This is a genomic window from Nocardioides sp. NPDC058538, assembly GCF_042719275.1.
Lineage (GTDB): Bacteria > Actinomycetota > Actinomycetes > Propionibacteriales > Nocardioidaceae > Nocardioides.
The window spans coordinates 49,251-70,831 of the sequence record NZ_JBHXNY010000019.1 but is presented as its reverse complement, the minus strand read 5'-3'; the positions used below and the strand labels follow the sequence as shown (position 1 = coordinate 70,831).

21 protein-coding genes are annotated in these 21,581 nt (G+C 68.9%); 20 read left to right on the top strand and 1 reads right to left on the bottom strand.

Annotated features, from left to right (window positions below):
• Positions 1 to 79 precede the first annotated feature (79 nt).
• From xylA to ACFWQC_RS17530, 17 genes are all read left to right on the top strand, one after another.
• The gene (gene xylA / locus ACFWQC_RS17610; RefSeq protein ID WP_378680481.1) at positions 80 to 1,234 is read left to right on the top strand and encodes a xylose isomerase; all 1,155 of its coding nucleotides are present in this window, start codon (positions 80 to 82) and stop codon (positions 1,232 to 1,234) included.
• Between the two features lie 10 nt (positions 1,235 to 1,244).
• Positions 1,245 to 2,639 carry a xylulokinase gene (gene xylB / locus ACFWQC_RS17605; protein WP_378680479.1) on the top strand — a complete coding sequence of 465 codons (1,395 nt, stop codon included), beginning with the start codon at positions 1,245 to 1,247 and terminating at the stop codon, positions 2,637 to 2,639.
• A 368-nt stretch (positions 2,640 to 3,007) separates the two neighbouring features.
• A complete protein-coding gene (gene pgsA / locus ACFWQC_RS17600; RefSeq protein WP_378680476.1) occupies positions 3,008 to 3,628 on the top strand; it encodes a phosphatidylinositol phosphate synthase in 621 nt (206 codons plus the stop codon).
• Complete coding sequence (locus ACFWQC_RS17595) at positions 3,625 to 4,398, top strand: inositol monophosphatase family protein (protein ID WP_378680473.1); 774 nt, start codon at positions 3,625 to 3,627, stop codon at positions 4,396 to 4,398. The genes pgsA and ACFWQC_RS17595 overlap by 4 nt, the downstream gene beginning before the upstream one ends.
• A gap of 91 nt (positions 4,399 to 4,489) precedes the next feature.
• Positions 4,490 to 5,386: a pyridoxal 5'-phosphate synthase lyase subunit PdxS gene (gene pdxS, locus ACFWQC_RS17590; RefSeq protein ID WP_355020160.1), complete on the top strand. Its 897-nt coding sequence runs from the start codon at positions 4,490 to 4,492 to the stop codon at positions 5,384 to 5,386.
• On the top strand, positions 5,383 to 5,955 hold the full coding sequence (pdxT, locus tag ACFWQC_RS17585; protein ID WP_378680470.1) for a pyridoxal 5'-phosphate synthase glutaminase subunit PdxT: 573 nt from the start codon (positions 5,383 to 5,385) through the stop codon (positions 5,953 to 5,955). The genes pdxS and pdxT overlap by 4 nt, the downstream gene beginning before the upstream one ends.
• 115 nt (positions 5,956 to 6,070) lie before the next feature.
• The gene (locus ACFWQC_RS17580) at positions 6,071 to 6,838 is read left to right on the top strand and encodes a YebC/PmpR family DNA-binding transcriptional regulator (RefSeq protein WP_378680467.1); all 768 of its coding nucleotides are present in this window, start codon (positions 6,071 to 6,073) and stop codon (positions 6,836 to 6,838) included.
• Between the two features lie 176 nt (positions 6,839 to 7,014).
• On the top strand, positions 7,015 to 7,539 hold the full coding sequence (ruvC, locus tag ACFWQC_RS17575; RefSeq protein WP_378680464.1) for a crossover junction endodeoxyribonuclease RuvC: 525 nt from the start codon (positions 7,015 to 7,017) through the stop codon (positions 7,537 to 7,539).
• Positions 7,536 to 8,135, top strand: coding sequence for a Holliday junction branch migration protein RuvA (gene ruvA, locus ACFWQC_RS17570; protein ID WP_355020156.1), 600 nt, complete (start codon positions 7,536 to 7,538; stop codon positions 8,133 to 8,135). Before ruvC ends, ruvA begins: the two co-directional genes overlap by 4 nt.
• Before the next feature lie 6 nt (positions 8,136 to 8,141).
• Positions 8,142 to 9,224, top strand: a complete 1,083-nt coding sequence (ruvB, locus tag ACFWQC_RS17565; RefSeq protein ID WP_378680460.1) for a Holliday junction branch migration DNA helicase RuvB — start codon at positions 8,142 to 8,144, stop codon at positions 9,222 to 9,224.
• 87 nt (positions 9,225 to 9,311) lie between these two features.
• Positions 9,312 to 9,680, top strand: a complete 369-nt coding sequence (gene yajC / locus ACFWQC_RS17560) for a preprotein translocase subunit YajC (RefSeq protein WP_378680457.1) — start codon at positions 9,312 to 9,314, stop codon at positions 9,678 to 9,680.
• Between the two features lie 7 nt (positions 9,681 to 9,687).
• Positions 9,688 to 11,415 (top strand): protein translocase subunit SecD, encoded by a 1,728-nt coding sequence (gene secD, locus ACFWQC_RS17555; protein WP_378680454.1) that lies wholly within the window; start codon positions 9,688 to 9,690, stop codon positions 11,413 to 11,415.
• Positions 11,415 to 12,656, top strand: coding sequence for a protein translocase subunit SecF (gene secF / locus ACFWQC_RS17550; protein ID WP_378680451.1), 1,242 nt, complete (start codon positions 11,415 to 11,417; stop codon positions 12,654 to 12,656). The genes secD and secF overlap by 1 nt, the downstream gene beginning before the upstream one ends.
• Positions 12,653 to 13,219: an adenine phosphoribosyltransferase gene (locus ACFWQC_RS17545; RefSeq protein WP_378680448.1), complete on the top strand. Its 567-nt coding sequence runs from the start codon at positions 12,653 to 12,655 to the stop codon at positions 13,217 to 13,219. The genes secF and ACFWQC_RS17545 overlap by 4 nt, the downstream gene beginning before the upstream one ends.
• Before the next feature lie 62 nt (positions 13,220 to 13,281).
• Positions 13,282 to 15,597: a RelA/SpoT family protein gene (locus ACFWQC_RS17540; protein WP_378680445.1), complete on the top strand. Its 2,316-nt coding sequence runs from the start codon at positions 13,282 to 13,284 to the stop codon at positions 15,595 to 15,597.
• Positions 15,598 to 15,612: 15 nt separating this feature from the next.
• Positions 15,613 to 15,816, top strand: a complete 204-nt coding sequence (locus ACFWQC_RS17535) for a hypothetical protein (protein WP_355232611.1) — start codon at positions 15,613 to 15,615, stop codon at positions 15,814 to 15,816.
• A gap of 103 nt (positions 15,817 to 15,919) precedes the next feature.
• Positions 15,920 to 16,081: a hypothetical protein gene (locus ACFWQC_RS17530; RefSeq protein ID WP_378680442.1), complete on the top strand. Its 162-nt coding sequence runs from the start codon at positions 15,920 to 15,922 to the stop codon at positions 16,079 to 16,081.
• Positions 16,082 to 16,190: 109 nt separating this feature from the next.
• Here the strand turns inward: ACFWQC_RS17530 and ACFWQC_RS17525 are convergent, their stop codons facing one another.
• Positions 16,191 to 17,429 (bottom strand): DUF349 domain-containing protein, encoded by a 1,239-nt coding sequence (locus ACFWQC_RS17525; protein WP_378680439.1) that lies wholly within the window; start codon positions 17,427 to 17,429, stop codon positions 16,191 to 16,193.
• A 188-nt stretch (positions 17,430 to 17,617) separates the two neighbouring features.
• Here ACFWQC_RS17525 and ACFWQC_RS17520 point away from each other — a divergent pair, with 188 nt between their 5' ends.
• Genes ACFWQC_RS17520 through aspS form a run of 3 tightly spaced genes read left to right on the top strand, consistent with a single transcriptional unit; the run spans position 17,618 to position 21,470 of the window.
• On the top strand, positions 17,618 to 18,313 hold the full coding sequence (locus ACFWQC_RS17520) for an MBL fold metallo-hydrolase (protein WP_378680435.1): 696 nt from the start codon (positions 17,618 to 17,620) through the stop codon (positions 18,311 to 18,313).
• Positions 18,310 to 19,689 carry a histidine--tRNA ligase gene (gene hisS, locus ACFWQC_RS17515; protein WP_378680432.1) on the top strand — a complete coding sequence of 460 codons (1,380 nt, stop codon included), beginning with the start codon at positions 18,310 to 18,312 and terminating at the stop codon, positions 19,687 to 19,689. The genes ACFWQC_RS17520 and hisS overlap by 4 nt, the downstream gene beginning before the upstream one ends.
• Positions 19,686 to 21,470, top strand: a complete 1,785-nt coding sequence (gene aspS, locus ACFWQC_RS17510) for an aspartate--tRNA ligase (protein WP_378680430.1) — start codon at positions 19,686 to 19,688, stop codon at positions 21,468 to 21,470. The genes hisS and aspS overlap by 4 nt, the downstream gene beginning before the upstream one ends.
• Positions 21,471 to 21,581 lie beyond the last annotated feature (111 nt).

The following is a 21,581-nucleotide window of genomic DNA, read 5'->3' as shown; positions in this document are numbered from 1 at the left end:
GGGTTGACAATGTGACGGCCGTCGCGTTTCATGATGATCATATAGTCCGAGTTATGAACTAATGTGAGGAAGCAAGGCTATGACGGATTACACCCCCACCTCCGAGGACAAGTTCACCTTCGGACTGTGGACCGTGGGCTGGAACGGGCAAGACGTGTTCGGCTCGGCGAGCCGGCCTCACCTCGACGTCGCCCACTCGGTGCACAAGCTGGCCGAGCTCGGCGCCTACGGCATCACCTTCCACGACAACGACGTCTTCGCGATCGACGCGAGCGACGCCGAGCGCCAGGCGGAGATCGACAAGCTCAAGGCCGCGCTGGACGAGACCGGCCTCAAGGTGCCGATGGCCACCACCAACCTCTTCGGTCACCCGGTCTTCCGTGACGGTGGCTTCACCTCGAACGACCGCGAGGTGCGCCGCTACTCGATCGCCAAGGTCGCGCGCAACATCGACCTCGCCGCCGAGCTCGGCGCCACGACGTACGTCATGTGGGGTGGCCGTGAGGGCTCCGAGTCCCACGCCTCCAAGGACATCGCGGCGGCGCTGGACCGCTACCGTGAGGCGGTCAACCTGCTCGGCGACTACGTGACCGAGCAGGGTTACGACATCCGCTTCGCCATCGAGCCGAAGCCCAACGAGCCCCGCGGCGACATCCTGCTGCCGACCATCGGCCACGCGCTCGCCTTCATCAACTCCCTCGACCGCCCGGAGATGGTCGGCCTCAACCCGGAGGTCGGTCACGAGGAGATGGCCGGGCTCAACTTCGCCTCCGGGGTCGCCCAGGCGCTGTGGCACGGCAAGCTCTTCCACATCGACCTCAACGGCCAGCACGGCCCGCGCTTCGACCAGGACCTCCGCTTCGGCGCAGGCAACCTGCGGGGCGCGTTCAACCTGGTCGACCTGCTGGAGACCAAGGGCTACGACGGCCCGCGTCACTTCGACTTCAAGCCGCCGCGCACCGAGGACGAGGACGGCGTGTGGGCATCCGCCGCGGGCTGCATGCGCAACTACCTCGTGCTGCGTGAGCGGGCCAAGGCCTTCCGGGCCGACCCGGAGGTCAAGGCCGCGCTCGAGGCCTCGCAGGTCGAGGAGCTCTCCGTGCCGACCCTGGCCGAGGGCGAGACGCTCGAGGACATCCGCAAGGCGACCTACGACATCGAGAAGCTGGACCACGGCTACGCGTTCGAGCACCTCGACCAGCTGGCCATGGACCACCTCCTCGGGCTTCGTTAGGTTGCAGGGCATGCCGCTCGTCGCCGGGGTCGACTCCTCGACCCAGTCCTGCAAGGTCGTCGTCCGTGACGCGGAGACCGGGACGCTGGTGCGCTCCGGCTCCGCGCCCCACCCCGAAGGGACCGAGGTGGACCCGGCGGCGTGGTGGACCGCGCTCGAGTCGGCCGCCGAGGCGGCCGGCGGGCTCGATGACGTCGCCGCCGTCTCCGTCGGTGGACAGCAGCACGGGATGGTCTGCCTGGACGAGGCCGGAGAGGTCGTACGCCCGGCCCTGCTGTGGAACGACACCCGCTCGGCCGGTGCGGCCGCCGCGCTCAACACCGAGCTGGGCGCCGCGGCCTGGGCCGAGGCCGTCGGGTCGGTGCAGGTGGCCAGCTTCACGGCCACCAAGCTGCGCTGGCTCGCCGAGCACGAGCCGGACTCGGCGGCTCGGGTCGCGGCGGTGTGCCTGCCCCACGACTGGCTGACCTGGAAGCTCGCCGGCGCCCCGGGGCTCGAGGCGCTGCGTACCGACCGGAGCGACGCCAGCGGCACCGGCTACTACTCGGCCGTGACCGGCGAATACCGTCGTGACCTGCTCAAACGCGCGCTCGGACGCGACGACGTCGTGCTGCCGGAGGTGCTCGCGCCCTCGGCCTCGGCGGGACGTACGCCCGCCGGGGCGCTGCTCGGCCCCGGCTGCGGCGACAACGCCGGGGCGGCCCTGGGCGTGGGCGCCCGGCCCGGCGACGTCGTCGTCTCCATCGGCACCTCCGGCGTCGCCTGCGCGGTCTCGGAGACACCCACCTCGGACGCGTCGGGCACGGTAGCGGGCTTCGCCGACGCCACCGGCCGCTACCTGCCGCTGGTCGCCACCCTCAACGCCGCGCGTGTCCTCGACGCCACCACCCGGCTGCTCGGGGTGAGCCACGAGGAGCTCTCCCGGCTGGCGCTCGAGGCGCCCTCGGGCTCCGGCGGCCTGGTCCTCGTCCCCTACCTCGAGGGTGAGCGCACCCCCGACCGCCCGTCGGCTCGTGGCGTGATCCACGGTCTGACCCTCGCCACGGCCGAACCTGCCTACCTGGCCCGCGCGGCCGTCGAGGGACTGCTCTGCGGCCTCGCCGACGGCATCGACGCCCTGAAGGCTCAGGGCGTCGCGGTCAACCGCGTCCTCCTCGTCGGCGGCGGCGCCCGCTCCGAGGCCGTACGCCGTCTCGCACCCGTCGTCCTCGGCCACCCCGTACTCGTCCCCGAGCCGGGGGAGTATGTCGCCGACGGCGCCGCCCGCCAGGCCGCCTGGCTCCTCACCGGTGGCGCGGAGCCCCCGACCTGGGAGCTCGCCGGCACCGAGACGTACGAGGCCGTCCCCGACCCCGCCGTCCGCTCCCGCTACGCCGAGGTCCGCGATCTGACAGAAGGCGTATAGCCGAGGCGTCACCCCGGTCGGCCGAGGCGTCACCCCGGTCGGCCGAGGCGTCACCCCGGTCGGCCGAGACGTCACCCCGGTCGGCCGAGACGTCACTTAGGTCGTGCGAGACGTCACTTAGGTCGTGCGAGACGTCACTTAGGTCGTGCGAGACGTCGCCCGCTGCCTTCTCGCCCGACGGGAGTGACCTCTCGGCCGACGGGAGTGACTTCTCGGCCGACGGGAGTGACTTCTCGCCCGACGGGAGTGACGCCTCGCCCGACGGGAGTGACGCCTCGCCCGACGGGAGTGACGCCTCGGCAGAATATGAGTGACGTTTCGGCGCGCGGGAGTGACGCCTCGGTGGGATCCGATAGCGTGGCCGCGCCATGTTGGATCACATCAAAGGCTTCGTTCAGGGAGTCGTCCTCGCGCCCATCGTCCGGCTGTTCGTGGCGCTGAAGATCAGCCCCGATGTCGTGACGCTCGTCGGCACCATCGGAGTAGTGGTCGGAGCGCTGGCGTTCTACCCGCGCGGCGAGCTGCTGGCCGGCACGATCTTCATCACCTGCTTCGTCTTCAGCGACCTGATCGACGGGGCGATGGCGCGTGCCGTCGGACGTACGTCGAAGTTCGGCGCCTTCTGGGACTCCACCCTCGACCGGTTCGGCGACGGCGCGGTCTTCGGTGGTCTGGCGCTCTACTTCGCCGGCCCGGGTGACTCCGACCTCTATCTCGCACTGTCCCTGTGGTGCCTCGTCATAGGTGCGGTCACCTCCTACGCCCGTGCCCGCGCCGAGTCGCTGGGCTTCACCGCCAACGTCGGCATCGCCGAGCGCGCCGACCGTCTGGTCCTGGTCCTGGTGATGACCGGCTTCGCCGGCATCTTCTCCCTCGACCTGCTCATCTACATCGCGCTGTGGATCCTCGCCGTTGCCTCGACCATCACGGTCGGCCAGCGCGTGTGGACCGTCCGCAAGCAGGCCCTCGCCGAGGAAGCGGCCTCGTGACCGCGCCGACCGAGGCAGACGTACGCCTGGCCGCGGAGCTCGTCCGCGGCGCCGGCTCGCTCGCCGCGAAGATGCGCGCTGAGGGCATCGGCGACTCGATCGAGACGAAGACCTCGGTCTCCGACCTGGTCACCGCCGCCGACAAGGCCGCCGAGAAGGCGATCGTCGAACGCCTGACGGCCGAGCACCCGGGTGACGGCATCCTCGGCGAGGAGGGGTCGGCCCGCGAGTCGACCACCGGCCGGGTGTGGACCATCGACCCGGTCGACGGCACCTACAACTTCGTACGCGGCCTCGAGTGGTGGTGCTCGGCACTGGCGCTGACCGACGGCGACGGCATCGTCCTGGGCGCGATCTACTCACCCGCGGAGGACGCGGTCTACGTCGGCGGCCCCGAGCTGCCCACGACCCGCAACGGCGCCCGGCTCGACGCGATGCCCGACACGCCGCTCGCCCTCGCCTGCCTCACCACCTACCTCCACCCCTCGAAGCTGAAGCAGCCGGTCGGCGAGGCGTACGTCCGCGTCGCCAGCGGCGCCGCCTCGATCCGGATCCTCGGCTCCGGCTCGATGGACCTCACCGCCATCGCCCAGGGGAAGCTCCACCTCTTCTGCCAGCACTCCGTCCCCGACTGGGACCGGCTCCCCGGCGCCGCCCTCGTCCTGGGCGCCGGCGGAGCCACGACCCAGGTGGAAGCCGGCGGCGTCACCTGGTCGCTTGCCGGCGCCCCCACGGCGGTGGCAGAGGCCGCCGAGGCCTTGACCCGGTAGCAGTCCACTTGGAGCAGTCCACTTTGGGAACAGTGGCTTGACCGGGCTTTCCGAGGGTGGCGTACGCCTTCTCCCGACCTACGATCGCCCCATGGCTACAAGCATGAATGAGACGGGAACCTCGCGGGTCAAGCGCGGGATGGCGGAGATGCTCAAGGGTGGCGTGATCATGGACGTGGTCACCGCCGAGCAGGCGAAGATCGCCGAGGACGCCGGGGCGGTGGCGGTGATGGCGCTCGAGCGCGTGCCCGCCGACATCCGCGCCCAGGGCGGCGTGAGCCGCATGTCCGACCCCGACATGATCGACGGCATCATCGAGGCCGTCTCGATCCCGGTCATGGCCAAGGCCCGGATCGGCCACTTCGCCGAGGCCCAGGTGCTGCAGAGCCTCGGGGTGGACTACATCGACGAGTCCGAGGTGCTGACCCCGGCCGACTACGAGAACCACATCGACAAGTGGGCCTTCACCGTGCCGTTCGTGTGCGGCGCGACCAACCTCGGCGAGGCCCTGCGCCGCATCACCGAGGGCGCGGCGATGATCCGCTCCAAGGGCGAGGCCGGCACCGGCGACGTATCCAACGCGGTCACCCACATGCGTACGATCCGCCGCGAGATCCGCCGTCTCGGCGCCCTCGCCGAGGATGAGCTCTACGTGGCCGCCAAGGAGCTCCAGGCTCCCTACGAGCTGGTCAAGGAGGTCGCGGAGAACGGCAAGCTCCCGGTCGTCCTGTTCACCGCCGGCGGCATCGCGACCCCGGCCGACGCCGCGATGATGATGCAGCTGGGCGCCGAGGGCGTCTTCGTTGGCTCCGGCATCTTCAAGTCCGGCAACCCGGCCCAGCGCGCCGAGGCGATCGTCAAGGCGACCACCTTCCACGACGACCCCGACGTCGTCGCCAAGGTCTCCCGCGGCCTCGGCGAGGCGATGGTCGGCATCAACGTCGACGAGCCGGCCAGGTCGATCCAGTTCGCGGAGCGCGGCTGGTGACGACAATCGGCGTACTCGCTCTCCAGGGCGACGTCCGCGAGCACCTCGCCGCCCTCGACCGCCTGGGGGTGAAGAGCACCTCCGTGCGGCGAAGGGAGGAGCTCGACGCGTGCGACGCGCTCATCATCCCCGGCGGTGAGTCGACGACGATGTGGCGCCTGGCTCGTACGTTCGAGCTGCTCGACCCGCTCCGGGAGCGGGTCCGGGGCGGGATGCCGGCCCTCGGCACCTGCGCCGGCATGGTGCTCCTGGCCGACCGGCTGCTCGACGGGGCGGAAGGCCAGGAGACCATCGGCGGGCTCGACATCACGGTCCGGCGCAACGCCTTCGGGCGTCAGACCGAGTCGTTCGAGACCGACCTGGAGGTCACCGGGCTGGACGGATCGGTCCACGGAGTCTTCATCCGGGCACCGTGGGTCGAGGAGATCGGCGACGGTGTCGAGGTCCTGGCGAGCGCGGGCGAGCACCCCGTCGCCGTACGGCAGGACCAGATCATGGCGACGAGCTTCCACCCCGAGGTCAACGCCGACGACAGGCTGCACCGGCTGTTCCTGGACACCTGCTGCTGACGGTGGCCTACCGGACGTAGTTAGAATGGGCACTCTGCTGCCCTGTGACGACTCCGGAGGCGGCTCGACCAGGCTCGAAAAGCACAGACGACGTGGGGCAAAGGACGGTTCAACGATGAGCGGCCACTCAAAGTGGGCAACGACCAAGCACAAGAAAGCTGCGATCGACGCCAAGCGCAGCAAGCTGTGGGCGAAGCTGATCAAGAACATCGAGATCGCAGCCAAGATGGGTGGTCCTGACCCGTCCGGCAACCCGACCCTCTTCGACGCGATCTACAAGGCGAAGAAGCAGTCCGTCCCCAACGACAACATCGAGCGTGCCCGCAAGCGTGGCGGCGGTCTCGACGGCGGCGGCGTCGACTACACCACGATCATGTACGAGGTCTATGGCCCGCAGGGCGTCGCCCTCCTGGTCGAGTGTCTGACCGACAACAAGAACCGCGCGGCGATGGAGGTCCGCACCGCGGTCACCCGCAACGGCGGCACCATGGCCGACCCGGGCTCGGTCTCGCGGCTCTTCGACCGCAAGGGCGTCGTCGTGGTGGCCAAGGCGCAGGAGGGCAAGGAGATCTCCGAGGACGATCTCCTCGAGGCCACCCTCGACGCGGGCGCCGAGGACGTCAACGACCTCGGTGAGTCCTTCGAGATCGTCTCAGACCCCTCCGACGTCGTCGCGGTCCGCACCGCGCTGCAGGATGCCGGCATCGACTACGACTCCGCCGAGGTCCAGTTCGTCGCGAGCATGGACATCCCGGTCGCCGACGCGCCGTCGGCCGAGAAGGTCTTCAAGCTCATCGACGCCGTCGACGACCTCGACGACGTACAGAACGTCTTCTCCAACGCCGACATCCCCGACGAGGTCATGGAGACCGTCGACGCCTGAGCGGCTCGCTGGTCGAGCCGGATTCGTGAGGAACGAGCGAATCAATGTCGAGACCAACACGGTTCTGTCGAGCGGACAGAGGACCGTGTTGGTCTCGACACGCCTCCGCCCAGGGGCTCCGGCGGCTCGACCAGCGATGCCGGTACGCTACGAACAGACGTTCGATGGAGGTGCTGATGCGGGTGCTTGGGATCGACCCCGGCCTGACCCGGTGCGGGATGGGTGTGGTCGACGGGTCGCTCGGTCGGCCGCTGTCGATGGTGGACGTCGGAGTGATCCGTACGTCCTCCGATCTTCCCGTCTGGGAGCGGCTGGTGAGCATCGAGAAGGGCATCGACGCCTGGATCGAGGAGCACCGGCCCGATGCGGTCGCGATCGAGCGGATCTTCGCGCGCTCGAACGTCTCCACGATCATGGGTACGGCCCAGGCAAGTGGCCTCGCCATGGTCTGCGCCGCCCGGCGCGGTCTGCCGGTCGCCCTGCACACTCCCTCGGAGGTCAAGGCCGCCGTCTCCGGCAACGGCCGAGCCGACAAGGCGCAGGTGACCGCGATGGTGACCCGCATCCTGCGGCTCCCGACCCCGCCGAAGCCTGCCGATGCTGCCGACGCGCTCGCGCTGGCCATCACCCATCAGTGGCGCGGAGGCGCCCAGAACCGCATCGAAGCCGCGGTGGCCGCGGCAGGGAAGGTACGCAGATGATCGCGTCCGTGCGCGGCAAGGTCGCCGCCGTCAGTCTCTCCACCGCCGTCGTCGAGGTCGGTGGGATCGGGATCGAGCTGCTCTGCACACCCAACACGCTGGCCACGCTCCGGACCGGCGAGGAGGCTCACCTGCCGACCAGCCTGGTCGTGCGCGAGGACTCGCTGACCCTGTTCGGCTTCACCGACACCGACGAGCGCACCCTCTTCGAGCTCCTCCAGACCGCCTCAGGCGTCGGCCCGAAGCTCGCCCAGGCCATGCTCGCGGTCCTCTCGCCCGATGGCATCCGTCTGGCCATCGCGGGCGAGGACGCCAAGACCCTCACCAAGGTTCCCGGCATCGGCCAGAAGGGCGCCCAGCGGATAATCCTGGAGCTCAAGGACCGGATCGGCGCACCGACCGGCACCGCCTCCGTCCCGGCGCGTGCCACCGCAGCGGCGCCGTGGCGCGACCAGGTCACCGAGGCCCTCGTCGGCCTGGGCTACAACGCCCGGGACGCCGACAAGGCGGTGACCGCGATCGAGCCCGAGGCCGGCGACCAGGCCAACATCTCGTTGCTGCTCCGGGCGGCCCTGCGCACCCTTTCGAAGGCATAAGGACCCATGCACGAGGACGATCTCGACCGGGCCGAGGAAGACTACTTCTCGTCGCTCACCATCGCCGAGGCCGACGGCGACGACCGGGCCGTCGAGGCCGCGCTGCGCCCGAAGACCCTCGACGAGCTGATCGGCCAGCAACGCGTCCGCGAGCAGCTCGGCCTCGTCCTGGAGGCGGCGCGGCAGCGTGAGCGGGCCCCCGACCACGTACTCCTGTCCGGGCCGCCAGGCCTGGGCAAGACCACGCTCGCGATGATCATCGCGGCCGAGATGTCGGCCCCGCTTCGGATCACCAGCGGCCCGGCGATCACCCATGCCGGCGACCTGGCCGCGATCCTGAGCGGGCTCAACGAGGGCGAGGTTCTCTTCGTCGACGAGATCCACCGGATGAGCCGCCCCGCCGAGGAGATGCTCTACCTGGCGATGGAGGACTTCCGGGTCGACGTGATCATCGGCAAGGGCCCGGGCGCGACCGCGATCCCGATCGACCTACCGCCGTTCACGCTGGTCGGCGCGACCACGCGCGCCGGTCTCCTTCCCGGCCCGCTCCGCGACAGGTTCGGGTTCACCGGACATCTCGAGCTCTACGACCCGGCCGACCTCGAGCTGATCGTGCGCCGATCCGCGGGCCTGCTCGACGTCACCCTCAAGGACGACGGCGCCGTCGAGATCGCCGGCCGCTCCCGCGGCACGCCGCGGATCGCCAACCGGCTGCTGCGCCGCGTACGTGACTATGCCCAGGTCAAGGCCGACGGCACGGTCACCCAGCAGATCGCCGAGAAGGCGCTCGATCTCTACGAGGTCGACCCGCTCGGCCTGGACCGCCTCGACCTGGCTGTGCTCGACGCCCTGTGCCGGAGGTTCGGCGGCGGCCCGGTCGGCATCTCCACCCTCGCCGTGGCGGTGGGGGAGGAGCGCGAGACGGTCGAGGAGGTGGCCGAGCCGTTCCTGGTGCGCTCGGGCTTTCTGGCTCGCACGCCGCGTGGCCGGGTCGCGACCCCGGCTGCATGGGAGCACCTCGGGCTGCCGGTACCGGCCAACGCCGAGGCTGCGGCCTGGTCCAAGGAAACGCTCTGGGATGAGGCCTGATTCACAGTCTCAACCAGGTGCCTGGTTAGACTTGCACGTCGCCGTGCGCCTGCCGGCGACCACTCAGACTGTCGGAGCCGAACCCCCGTGGAATTCCTTCCTTTTATCGTCATCATCGTCCTGTTCTACTTCCTGTTGATCAGGCCGCAGCAGAAGCGTGCGAAGCAGGCTCGTGAGCTCCAGCTCAACCTCCAGCCCGGCGACCGGGTGATGCTGACTGCCGGGTTCTTCGGCACCGTGACCGAGGTCGAGGAGAACACGACGAACATCAAGGTCGAGATCGCCGACGGCGTCGTCATCCAGGTCGTGCGCCAGGCCGTGGCCCAGAAGGTCACCGAGGCGCCTGCCGAGGAGATCGAGGAGAACACCGCCGAGGAGCCCGAGGTCGAGGTCAAGGCCGACGAGACCCCTGAGGGCGCCGAGAACGTCATCGTGGACCTCGACAAGAAGGACTGACCAACACATGGCACGCAAGACAGCGCGCCCCGGCCGGACACTCGCACTGCTCTTCTTGGCCATTGCGATCATGTTCGGCGGCATCGCGTTCGCCGGCACCTGGAAGCCTGAGCTGGGCCTCGACCTGCGCGGCGGCACCGAGATCTCGATGACCGCGGAGAACTCCGAGGGCGGATCGGTCCCGAGGGAGAGCCTCGACGAGGCCAAGTCGATCATCGACCAGCGCGTCAACGGCTCCGGCATCACCGGCGGCCGGGTGACCACCGAGGGCAACGACGTCATCAAGGTCTCCATCCCCGGCACCGGCAAGGTGCAGCAGGAGACCGCCGAGCGCGTCCGCCAGACCGCGAAGCTCCGCTTCCGACTGGTGGCCTGCAGCCCGCAGAAGACGTGTGGCGCCGCGGACCCGAGTGGCTCGATGGTCGAGGACCCCTCGACCGGCACCGTGCCGGGCACCTCGCCGCGCGCGGCGTTCGGTAGCGAGACCGCCACCGCCTCCGAGACCGCCAGCGCGTCCGACAAGGCGTCCGACAAGGCATCCGAGAGCGCCGACCCGAGCGCCAGCCCCTCGGCCTCGGCGGGTGCCGAGCCCGAGCAGCGGAACAAGAACTCGGTCGTCCCGGTCGACGAAGCGGTCGAGTTCATGCGCAACGTGCCGCAGGAGTGGGCGACCGCCTACAACTCCTTCACCTGTCCCGCCCCCGGCGCCGAACCGGCCGAGGACGTCGCCGGTGAGCCGCTGCTGACCTGTGACGAGGACGGCGTCCCCTACCTGCTGACGCCGGCCGTCATCGAGGGCACCGAGATCAGCGAGGCCTCCTACGGCATTCCGCAGCAGCAGGCCAACTACGTCGTGACCCTGGACTTCAAGTCCGAGGGCAACAAGGCCTTCGCCGACACCACCGGCGCCATCGCCGGCACCGGCGAGCAGTTCGCGATCGTCCTGGACGCCAAGGTGATCTCGGCCCCGACGGCCGACTCGCGGATCAGCGGAGGCGCCCAGATCAGTGGTGACTTCACTCAGGAGTCCGCCGCCGCGCTGGCCAACAACCTGAAGTACGGTTCACTCCCGCTCGACTTCCCCGAGGACGGCATCCAGACCCGGGTCATCGGCCCGACGTTGGCCGGCAACCAGCTCACCGCCGGCCTCTGGGCCGGCCTCGTCGGCCTGATCTTGGTGGTGATCTTCTCGATTTTCTACTACCGCGCGATGAGCATCGTGGTGATCGGCTCGCTGCTGGTGGCAGGTGCGATGACGTACGGGATGATCCTGCTGCTCAGCGAGACCGCCGGCGTCACCCTGGACCTCCCGGGCGTGGCCGGTCTGATCGTCGGTATCGGCATCACCGCGGACTCCTTCATCATCCTCTACGAGAGGATGCGTGACGACATGCGTGAGGGCCGCTCGATGCGGGTGGCCGTCGACACGGCCTGGCCGCGCGCCCGGAACACGTGTCTGGCCTCCGACGGTGTCTCGTTCCTGGCCGCGTTCGTGCTCTATGTCTTCGCGACCAACGAGGTCAAGGGCTTCGCCTTCATGCTCGGCCTGACCACCATCATCGACGTCCTGGTGTTCTTCTGGTTCACCCACCCGATGACCAAGCTGATGGCCGGCTGGGGCTTCTTCAACAAGGGCCACGTGCTCTCCGGCATGGACCAGCGAGCCATCGGCACCGTCGACGCCCCCACCGGCACCACGCCCAAGGGCACCACTCTGGTCGGAGGCAAGGCCTGATGAGCAAGTTCTCCATCTCGCGGCTCGGCAAGGAGCTCTACACCGGCGAGAAGTCCTTCGACTTCGTCGGTCGCCGGATGCTCTGGTACGCCGTCTCCGCGGTCGTGCTCGTCGCCGTCGTCCTCGGCGTCTCGCTCCAGGGCATCAACCTCGGCATCGACTTCACCGGCGGCACGCGCTACACCGTGACCGTCGCGCAGGCCGACCAGGAGCTCGCCGACGACCTGCGTACCGCGGTCGGTGACACGGCGGTCGAGGCCGCCGATGGCGCCACGGTGCGTACGGCCGGTCCCAAGTCGATCGTCATCGAGACCAAGGCGATCCCCGACAACTCCGAGGCCGACAACTCGCTCATGGAGGCGATCACCAAGACCGCCGACGTGGCCGAGGACGACGTCAGCCGCACCGGCATCGGCCCCAGCTGGGGCCAGCGGGTCGCCTCGAAGGCGGCCCTCGCGCTGGGCATCTTCCTCGTCGGCGTGGTCCTGTTCATCTGGATCTACTTCCGGGAGTGGAAGATGTCGGTCGCGGCCGTCGTCGCGCTGCTCCACGATGTGGTGATCACGGTCGGCGTCTATGCCATCGTCGGGTTCGAGGTGACTCCGGCAACGGTCACCGGCTTCCTGACGATCCTCGGCTACTCGCTCTACGACACGGTGGTGGTCTTCGACAAGGTCAAGGAGAACACCCGCAACCTGTCGCAGAAGAAGCAGACCTACGCCTACGCGGCCAACCTGGCGATCAACCAGACCCTGGTCCGTTCGGTCAACACCTCGATCATCGGTCTGCTGCCGGTCGTCGCGATCCTCTACGTCAGCGCCGTCCAGCTCGGCACCTCCTCGCTGAAGGACATCTCGCTGGTGCTCTTCATCGGTATGGCCGTCGGCACCTACTCCTCGATCTTCATCGCCACCCCGCTGCTGGTGCACCTGAAGTCGAAGGAGAAGGACGTCGTCGACGCCGAGAAGCGTGCCGCCGCGCGGATGAAGGAAGCCGACAAGTACGCCGCGGTGCCGGTCTTCAACGAGGGCATGCCGGTCGCGGAGGGCGACGAGCCGGACGAGCTCAGCGACGCCCCCTCCGAGGACCTTCATGAGGCCGGCGTGAGCCGGGGCACCAGCCCCAACCGCTCCGCGACCGGCCGGGGCCGGAACGTACCCGACCAGCACCGTGAGGTCTCCGACAGCGGTGCCGCCGGGCGTCCGCAGCCGAAGCGCGAGTCGAGGTCGAAGCGCAAGTGACTGTCTCCCGGACAGCCGCAGGCGGCCGGTCGCTCGAGGAGACCCTCGAGCGGCTGGTCGCCGACGTGCCCGACTTCCCCGAGCCGGGTGTCGGGTTCAAGGACATCACCCCGCTGCTGGCCGATCACGCGGGCTTCACCCAGGTGGTCGAGGCGCTCGCCGCTCCGGCCCGTGACGCCGACGGCAACCCGACCGTGACCAAGGTGCTCGGCATGGAGTCGCGAGGCTTCATCCTCGGCGCCCCCGCGGCCCTGCACCTCGGTGTCGGCTTCGTGCCCGTCCGCAAGGCCGGCAAGCTGCCCCGCGAGACCCACGCGGTCTCCTACTCCCTGGAGTACGGCGAGGCCACCCTGGAGCTCCACACCGACGCGGTCGCGCCGGGGGAGCGGGTGCTGGTCATCGACGACGTCCTCGCGACCGGTGGCACCGCGGCGGCCACGATCGAGCTCGTCGAGCGCTGTGGCGGTGTCGTCGCGGGCGTCTCGGTTCTGCTCGAGCTCGGCTTCCTCGACCCGCGCAGCAAGCTGCCGGACACTCCGGTGCACTCGCTGTTGGTCAGTTGACAGGTCCATCATGCAGGTGCCGTCCTAGCCAATGCTCCGGGTGCGGCCGGTAGACTCGGTACATGGCAGAGGATCGCATCGTCGCGCAGCCTCGTGCGCACAACATCGAGGCGCGGGAGAGCAGTGGCCCGGCCCCGTCGGGCCGCAGCGTCCGTGCGCGCCTGGCCCGGATCGGCGGACGTGGCACGCCGGGAAATCCTGTGCTGGAGCCGCTGTTCCGGGCGGTGAGGTCCAACCACCCGAAGGCCGACCTGGCCCTGCTGGAGCGGGCGTACGTCACCGCCGAGCGCCTCCACGGCACGCAGATGCGCAAGAGCGGCGATCCCTACATCACCCACCCGCTCGCGGTGACCACGATCCTCGCCGAGCTCGGTATGACCGAGCCGACCCTGGTGGCGGCGCTGCTGCACGACACCGTCGAGGACACGCCCTACACGCTCAAGGAGCTCACCCGGGACTTCGGTGAGGAGGTCGCCCACCTCGTCGACGGCGTCACCAAGCTCGACAAGGTCACCTACGGCGACTCCGCGCAGGCCGAGACGATCCGCAAGATGGTCGTGGCGATGTCCCGCGACATCCGGGTGCTGGTGATCAAGCTGGCCGACCGCCTGCACAACATGCGTACGCTCCGCTACGTCCCGCAGAAGAGCCAGGAGCGCAGCGCTCGCGAGACCCTCGACATCTACGCGCCGCTGGCCCACCGGCTCGGCATGAACACCATCAAGTTCGAGCTGGAGGACCTCGCCTTCGCGACCCTCTACCCGAAGATGTATGACGAGCTCGTGCGCCTCGTCGCCGACCGCAACCCGTCGCGGGAGAAGTTCCTGGCCCAGGTCATCGACCAGGTCGAGCGCGACCTGCACGAGGCCCGGATCAAGGCGACCGTCACCGGCCGACCGAAGCACTACTACTCGATCTACCAGAAGATGATCGTCGGCGGTAAGGACTTCTCCGACATCAACGACCTGGTCGGCATCCGGATCCTGGTCGAGGACGAGCGCGACTGCTACTCCGTCCTCGGCATCCTGCACTCGCGGTGGAACCCCGTCCTGGGGCGCTTCAAGGACTACATCGCGATGCCGAAGTTCAACATGTACCAGTCGCTGCACACCACCGTGATCGGCCCGCAGGGCAAGCCGGTCGAGCTGCAGATCCGCACCTTCGCGATGCACCGCCGCGCCGAGTTCGGCGTCGCCGCGCACTGGAAGTACAAGGAGGACGGCCGCGCCGGTGTCGACACCGACCGGCCGATGGACAACGACATGAGCTGGGTCAAACAGCTCATGGACTGGCAGTCGGAGGTCAACGACCCCGGCGAGTTCCTGGAGTCGCTGCGCTTCGAGATGAAGCGCACCGAGGTCTACGTCTTCACGCCCAAGGGCGACGTGATCGCCCTGCCCGCCGACGCGACCCCGGTCGACTTCGCCTACGCCGTCCACACCGAGGTCGGCAACAAGACCATCGGTGCCCGGGTCAACGGCCGTCTGGTGCCGTTGGAGTCGACCCTGGAGAGCGGCGACGTCGTCGAGGTCTTCACCTCCAAGTCGCCCAACGCCGGTCCGTCGCGGGACTGGGCCTCCTTCGTCAAGTCCAACCGGGCCAAGGCGAAGATCCGGCAGTGGCACACCCGTGAGCGCCGGGACGAGGCCATCGAGAAGGGCCAGGACGGGATCGGCCGGCTGATGCGCAAGGAGGGCCTGCCCCTCAAGCGGTTGATGTCGCGCGAGTCGCTGATGCAGGTCGCCGACCACTTCGACCTGACCGACGTGGAGGCGCTCTACGCCGCGGTCGGCGAGGGCCACCTCTCTGCCCAGGCAGTCGTACGCCGCGTCATCGAGGACCGCGGCGGCGACGAGGGCGCCGCCGAGGACCTCGCCGAGGCCATCAACGTCGGCCGCAGGCGCCACGGCAAGGTCTCCACCTCCAACTCCGATGCCGGCGTGATCGTCAAGGGCTCCCCGGACGTCTGGGTCAAGCTCGCCAAGTGCTGCACACCGGTGCCCGGCGACGACATCCTCGGCTTCGTCACCAAGGGTGGGGGAGTCTCGGTCCACCGCACCGACTGCACCAACGCCGCCGAGCTCCGCTCCCACCCCGAACGCCTGCTCGAGGTCGAGTGGGGCTCCACGTCCAACTCGGTCTTCCTGGTCAACATCCAGGTCGAGGCGCTCGACCGGGCACGACTCCTGTCCGACATCACGATGGCACTCTCCGACGCCCACGTGAACATCCTCTCGGCCCAGCTGACCACCACTCGCGACCGCGTCGCGAAGTCCCGCTTCTCCTTCGAGATGGCCGACTCCAAGCACCTGGACACCGTCTTGAAGCAGGTACGCACCGTTCCCGGCGTCTTCGACGCCTACCGCGTCACCCAATGAGAAAGTGAGCATCTCGTGGACCCGTTCACATGGTTTCTGATTGCTGCAGGCGTCGTGATCGTCGGCGCCGTCGTGTGGCTGGCGGTGAGAAAGTCGTCGGGAGGCGTCGATGAGGCTGCGGCGAACCGGAACAGGGGTCAGGCCCTGGGCAAGGCCGAGTACTACGGAACAAAGCACCATGGCAGCTCCGACGGCGGCTCTGGCGGCCTCGGCTTCTGAGCCCTCAACCGCCTGATGTCGCCATCACGGGACATCAGGCCCGACTCGGTCGTCATCAGTGAAACAGCTGCGCCGACTCGGGCGCTTGAGACAGGAGCACAGCATGTTCACCTGGATCCTCATCATCGGCGGCGTACTTCTCCTCGCAGGCATCGTCTGGACCGCCCTGGGCAAGGGAGGCAAGCCCGTCGACCACAACGACGTGCGCCAGGCGAAGATCCGCAACTCCGCGAAGGGCGACTACTACGGCGGCGCCGGCCTGTAACCCCACGCCGAGTCGGCTCGTCATGACGAGCCGACTCGACCGGATTCTGCGTCGGAACGCGCCGACTCGGCGCGCCTGAGTGGGACAGACGCGCCGAGTCGGAGTTGGGTCAGCTGAAGTCGGCGCTGGCGCGCTTGGCCATCTCCAGGAACTGACGACGCGACTCGAGGTTCTCCTCGAGGCTCTTGATCTTGCGGGCGTCACCCGAGGCCTGAGCCTTGGCGAGGTCGCTCTCGACCTGGGCGATGGCCTCCTCGAGCTTGGCGATCATGTCGTCGGCTCGAGCGGACTTCTCCGGGTCGGACTTGCGCCACTGGTCGTCCTCGGCGGACTTGATGGCCTGCTCGACCTTACGCATCGCGCCCTCTAGCTCCTTGATGCGGTCGCGCGGGACCTTGCCGGCCTCGTCCCAGCGCTCGGCGATGTCGCGGAAGGACCGCTTGACCGCGTCGAGGTCATCGCCCTTCTCCAGCAGCGGGAGAAGCTCCTGCGCCTCGGCGAGCAGACCTTCCTTGACCACGGCGTTCTGCGCGAACTCGGCGTCGAGCGCCGCGTTGGCCGAGTCACGAGCACCGAAGAAGACGTCCTGGGCGGCCCGGAACTGCTTCCAGAGCTTGTCGTCGACGTCCTTGGGGGCCGGCCCGGCGGCCTTCCAGTCGCGCATCAGGTCGCGGTAGCGCCCGGCGGTGGGGCCCCAGTCGGTGGAGGTGGAGAGCTGCTCGGCCTCGACGATGATCCGCTCCTTGATCACCTTGGCGTCCTCGCGCCGGGCGTTGAGCTCGGCGAAGTGCGCCTTGCGGCGACGCGTGTAGGCGGTGCGCGCCGTCGAGAAGCGTCGCCACAGCGCGTCGTCGGACCCGCGGTCGATGCGGGGGAGCGCCTTCCACTGGTCGAGCAGCTCACGCAGCCGGTTGGCACCGTTGCGCCAGTCGTTGCTCTGGGCCAGCTTCTCGGCCTCGTCGACGAGAGCCTCCTTGGCGACCTTCGCCTCGGCCGCCTTGGCGGCCCGCTCGGCCTTGCGGGCCTCGCGCTGGGTGGCGATGACCGGCGCCAGGGCGTCCAGTCGCGCCACCAGCGAGGCCAGATCACCGACCGCGTTGGCGTCGGTCACCTTCTCCACGACGGTCTTGACCGCCGCGGTCGCCTCGTCGGGCGACGTCTTTCCCCCATGCACCCGCCGCTCGAGCTGCTCGACCTCGAAGGCGAGCTGGTCGAACCGGTTGGTGAAGAAGGCAAGCGCCTCCTCCGGCGTGCCTTCCGGGTATTGCCCCACGGAACGTTCACCCTCAACGGTCTTCACATAGACCGTTCCGTCTTCCTCGACCCGACCCCACTGCTCGCTGGTCACAATGTCCCTACTCTTCGCATGAGGCGCTAACCTCTTATGAAATCTCCCCCGCCGGACACCGTGCTCGTCACAGTCCCGGTCGGCTCAACTTGCAGGTCCCCGTCGTGTCCCGGCACACCTCGGGATGCCCATCGTAGTCAGACGCCACGATGCGGCGCTGCACTGTACCGCTGGATAGGGTGTTTCTCGTGTTGATCGCAGGCTTTCCCGCCGGTCCGTGGGGCACCAACTGCTACGTCGCCGCCACCGGTCCGGGCACCGAGTGTGTCGTGATCGACCCCGGGAAGGACGCGGCCAAGGGCATCGAGGAGATCGTCCGGGAGCAGCGCCTCAAGCCGGTCGCCGTGCTCCTCACCCACGGCCACGTCGACCACATGTGGTCGGTGACGCCGGTGAGCAGGACGTACGACTCGACGGCCTGGATCCACCCCAACGACCGTCACCTGCTGGCCGATCCGCTCCAGGGCATCTCGCCGGAGTCGGCGCAGATGCTGCTCGGCATGCCGCAGGGGACCTACGACTTCGTGGAGCCGGACGACGTCCGCGAGCTCACCGACGGACAGGCCATCGACCTGGCCGGGATGAGCTTCCTGATCGACCATACGCCCGGGCATACCGAGGGGTCGGTCACCTTCCGGACGCCCTACCCCGACCACGCCGAGGTCAGTGACGTGATGTTCTCCGGCGACCTGCTCTTCGCGGGCAGCATCGGGCGTACGGATCTCCCCGGCGGTGACCACGCCACGATGCTGCAGTCCCTGACCACCAAGGTGCTGCCCCTCGCCGACGACATCGTGGTGCTCCCCGGCCATGGCGAGCAGACCTCGATCGGGCGCGAGCGCGCCGCCAACCCGTTTCTTCAGGACCTGATCACCACACTATGAACAAGCCAACACCGCTCTCCGGTTTCCCGGAGCTCCTGCCGAGCCAGCGCACCGTCGAGCGCGAGGTCATCGCGACCCTGAGCCGCACCTTCGAGCTGCACGGCTTCGGCAACATCGAGACCCGCGCCGTCGAGCCGATGGACCAGCTGCTGCGCAAGGGCGACACCTCCAAGGAGGTCTACGTCCTGCGCCGCCTCCAGGAGGACGACAGCAGCCGCACTGAGTCCAACAGGTCTGGGGGGATGGGGCTCCACTTCGACCTCACCGTCCCCTTCGCCCGCTACGTGCTGGAGAACGCCGGCAAGCTGGAGTTCCCCTTCCGGCGCTACCAGATCCAGAAGGTCTGGCGCGGTGAGCGCCCGCAGGAGGGCCGCTTCCGCGAGTTCGCGCAGGCCGACATCGACATCGTCGGACGCGACACGCTCCCGTTCCACCACGACGTAGAGGTCGCCCGGGTCATGCTCGAGGCGCTCGGCAAGCTGACCTTCCTGCCCGGGTTCACGCTCCAGGTCAACAACCGCAAGCTGATCCAGGGCTTCTACGCCGGTCTCGGCGCCCCCGACGTCGAGGAGACCATGCGGCTCATCGACAAGCTCGACAAGATGCCGGCCGACGAGGTCGGCAAGCTGCTCGTCTCCGAGGCGGGGCTGAGCGACGACCAGGCCGCCAAGTGCCTCGAGCTCGCCACGATCACCGCCACCGACGACTCCTTCGTGGAGAAGGTCCGTGCCCTCGGTGTCGAGAGCGAGCTGCTCGAAGAGGGCCTGAGCGAGCTGGCCACACTGATCAACGCCACCGCGCCGCTCACTGGGCCCGATTCTGGGTCGAACTCCGTACGTGTCGTGGCCGACCTGAGCATCGCGCGGGGCCTGGACTACTACACCGGCACCGTCTTCGAGACCCGCCTGGACGGCTACGAGACGCTGGGCAGCATCTGCTCCGGTGGCCGCTACGACGCGCTCGCCAGCGACGGGAAGACCACCTACCCCGGCGTCGGGATCTCGCTCGGCGTGAGCCGCGTCCTGGTGCCCCTGGTGCAGAAGGGCGTGCTCGACGGTGACCGCAAGGTCCCCAGCACAGTGCTGGTCGCCGTGGCCGACGAGGAGAGCAGGGCCGAGGCCGATTCGGCGGCCCAGCAGCTGCGCGCTCACAATGTTGCCTGCGAGGTCTCGCCCAACGCCGCCAAGTTCGGCAAGCAGATCCGCTTCGCGGAGCGCCGCGGCATCCCGTACGTCCTCTTCGCCACCGAAGGCGGCTACGAGATCAAGGACATCCGCACCGGCGACCAGGTCCCGGCCGATCCGGCCACCTGGACGCCGCAGAACGAGAGCGACCTGAAGCCTCAGGTCGTCGTGAACAACGAGGAGAAGAAGTGATCCGCACCCACGACGCCGGCACCCTGCGTGCCGAGCACGTCGGCCAGACCGTGACCCTCGCCGGCTGGGTAGGCCGTCGACGCGATCACGGCGGGGTCGCGTTCCTCGATCTGCGTGAGGCCAGCGGCGTGGTCCAGGTCGTCGTCCGCGACGAGGAGATCGCTCACCACCTGCGCAACGAATACTGCATCAAGGTCACCGGCGAGGTCGTCGCGCGCACCGAGGAGAACCTCAACCCCAACCTCGCCACCGGCGAGATCGAGATCGTCGCCAAGGACCTCGAGGTCCTCTCAGCCGCGGCGGCCCTGCCGTTCCCCATCGACGACTACGTAGAGGTCGGCGAGGACGTACGTTTCAAGCACCGTTACCTCGACCTGCGCCGCACCGCGCCCGGCAACGCCATCCGCCTGCGCTCGAAGGCCAACAAGGCCGCCCGCGACGTGCTGGCCGGTCACGACTTCGTCGAGATCGAGACCCCGACGCTGACCCGCAGCACCCCTGAGGGCGCCCGTGACTTCCTGGTCCCGGCCCGCCTGCAGCCGGGTTCGTGGTACGCCCTGCCGCAGTCCCCGCAGCTGTTCAAGCAGCTGCTCATGGTCGGCGGCATGGAGCGCTATTACCAGCTCGCCCGCGCCTACCGTGACGAGGACTTCCGCGCCGACCGACAGCCGGAGTTCACCCAGCTCGACATCGAGATGAGCTTCGTCGAGCAGGACGACGTGATCGCCCTCGGCGAGGAGATCGTCGCGGCGCTGTGGAAGCTGATCGGCTACGACGTGCCGCTCCCGCTGCCGCGGATGACCTACGCCGACGCGATGGCCAAGTACGGCTCCGACAAGCCCGACCTGCGCTTCGGCATCGAGATCACCGAGTGCACCGACTACTTCTCCGAGACGACGTTCCGCGTCTTCCAGGCGCCCTACGTCGGCGCCGTGGTGATGCCGGGCGGCGCGAGCCAGCCGCGGCGTCAGCTCGACGGCTGGCAGGACTGGGCCAAGCAGCGTGGCGCCAAGGGCCTGGCGTACGTCCTGGTCCAGGAGGACGGCTCGCTGACCGGTCCGGTCGCCAAGAACCTCTCCGAGACGGAGGCCGCCGGACTGGCGGCCCACGTCGGCGCCAACCCCGGCGACTGCATCTTCTTCGCCGCCGGTGCGCCCAAGTCGAGCCGTTCCCTGCTGGGTGCCGCCCGGCTGGAGATCGGCAACCGTCTCGACCTCCGCAAGGACGGCGAGTGGAGCTTCCTGTGGGTCGTCGACGCGCCGCTGCTCGAGCCGGCCTCCGAGGCCGTCGAGTCCGGTGACGTCGCGGTCGGTGCGGGGGAGTGGACCGCGGTCCACCACGCCTTCACCAGCCCGCAGGACGTCGAGGGCTTCGACAAGGACCCCGGCAACGCGCTCGCCTGGGCCTACGACATCGTCTGCAACGGCAACGAGATCGGCGGCGGATCGATCCGTATCCACCGCGAGGACATCCAGAAGCGGGTCTTCGACCTGATGGGGATCGGCGAGGAGGCGGCCGAGGAGAAGTTCGGCTTCCTGCTCGACGCGTTCAAGTTCGGCGCCCCGCCGCACGGCGGCATCGCCTTCGGCTGGGACCGCGTCGTCGCCCTTCTCGCCGGCACCGACTCCATCCGCGACGTGATCGCCTTCCCGAAGACGGGTGCCGGTTACGATCCGCTCACCGCCGCTCCGGCGCCGATCACTCCCGAGCAGCGCAAGGAGGCGGGCGTCGACGCGCGGCCCGCTCCGGCGGCGGCCGCCGAGGGCGAATCGGCGAACTGAGCGCACTTCGAGCAAAGCCAACAGAGTCTCCGGGACCGGTCCGCCGGTCCCGGAGACTCTCGTCGTTCAGCGGTGAATGGCAAGAATCCCTCCCGATCTGCCGTATCACTG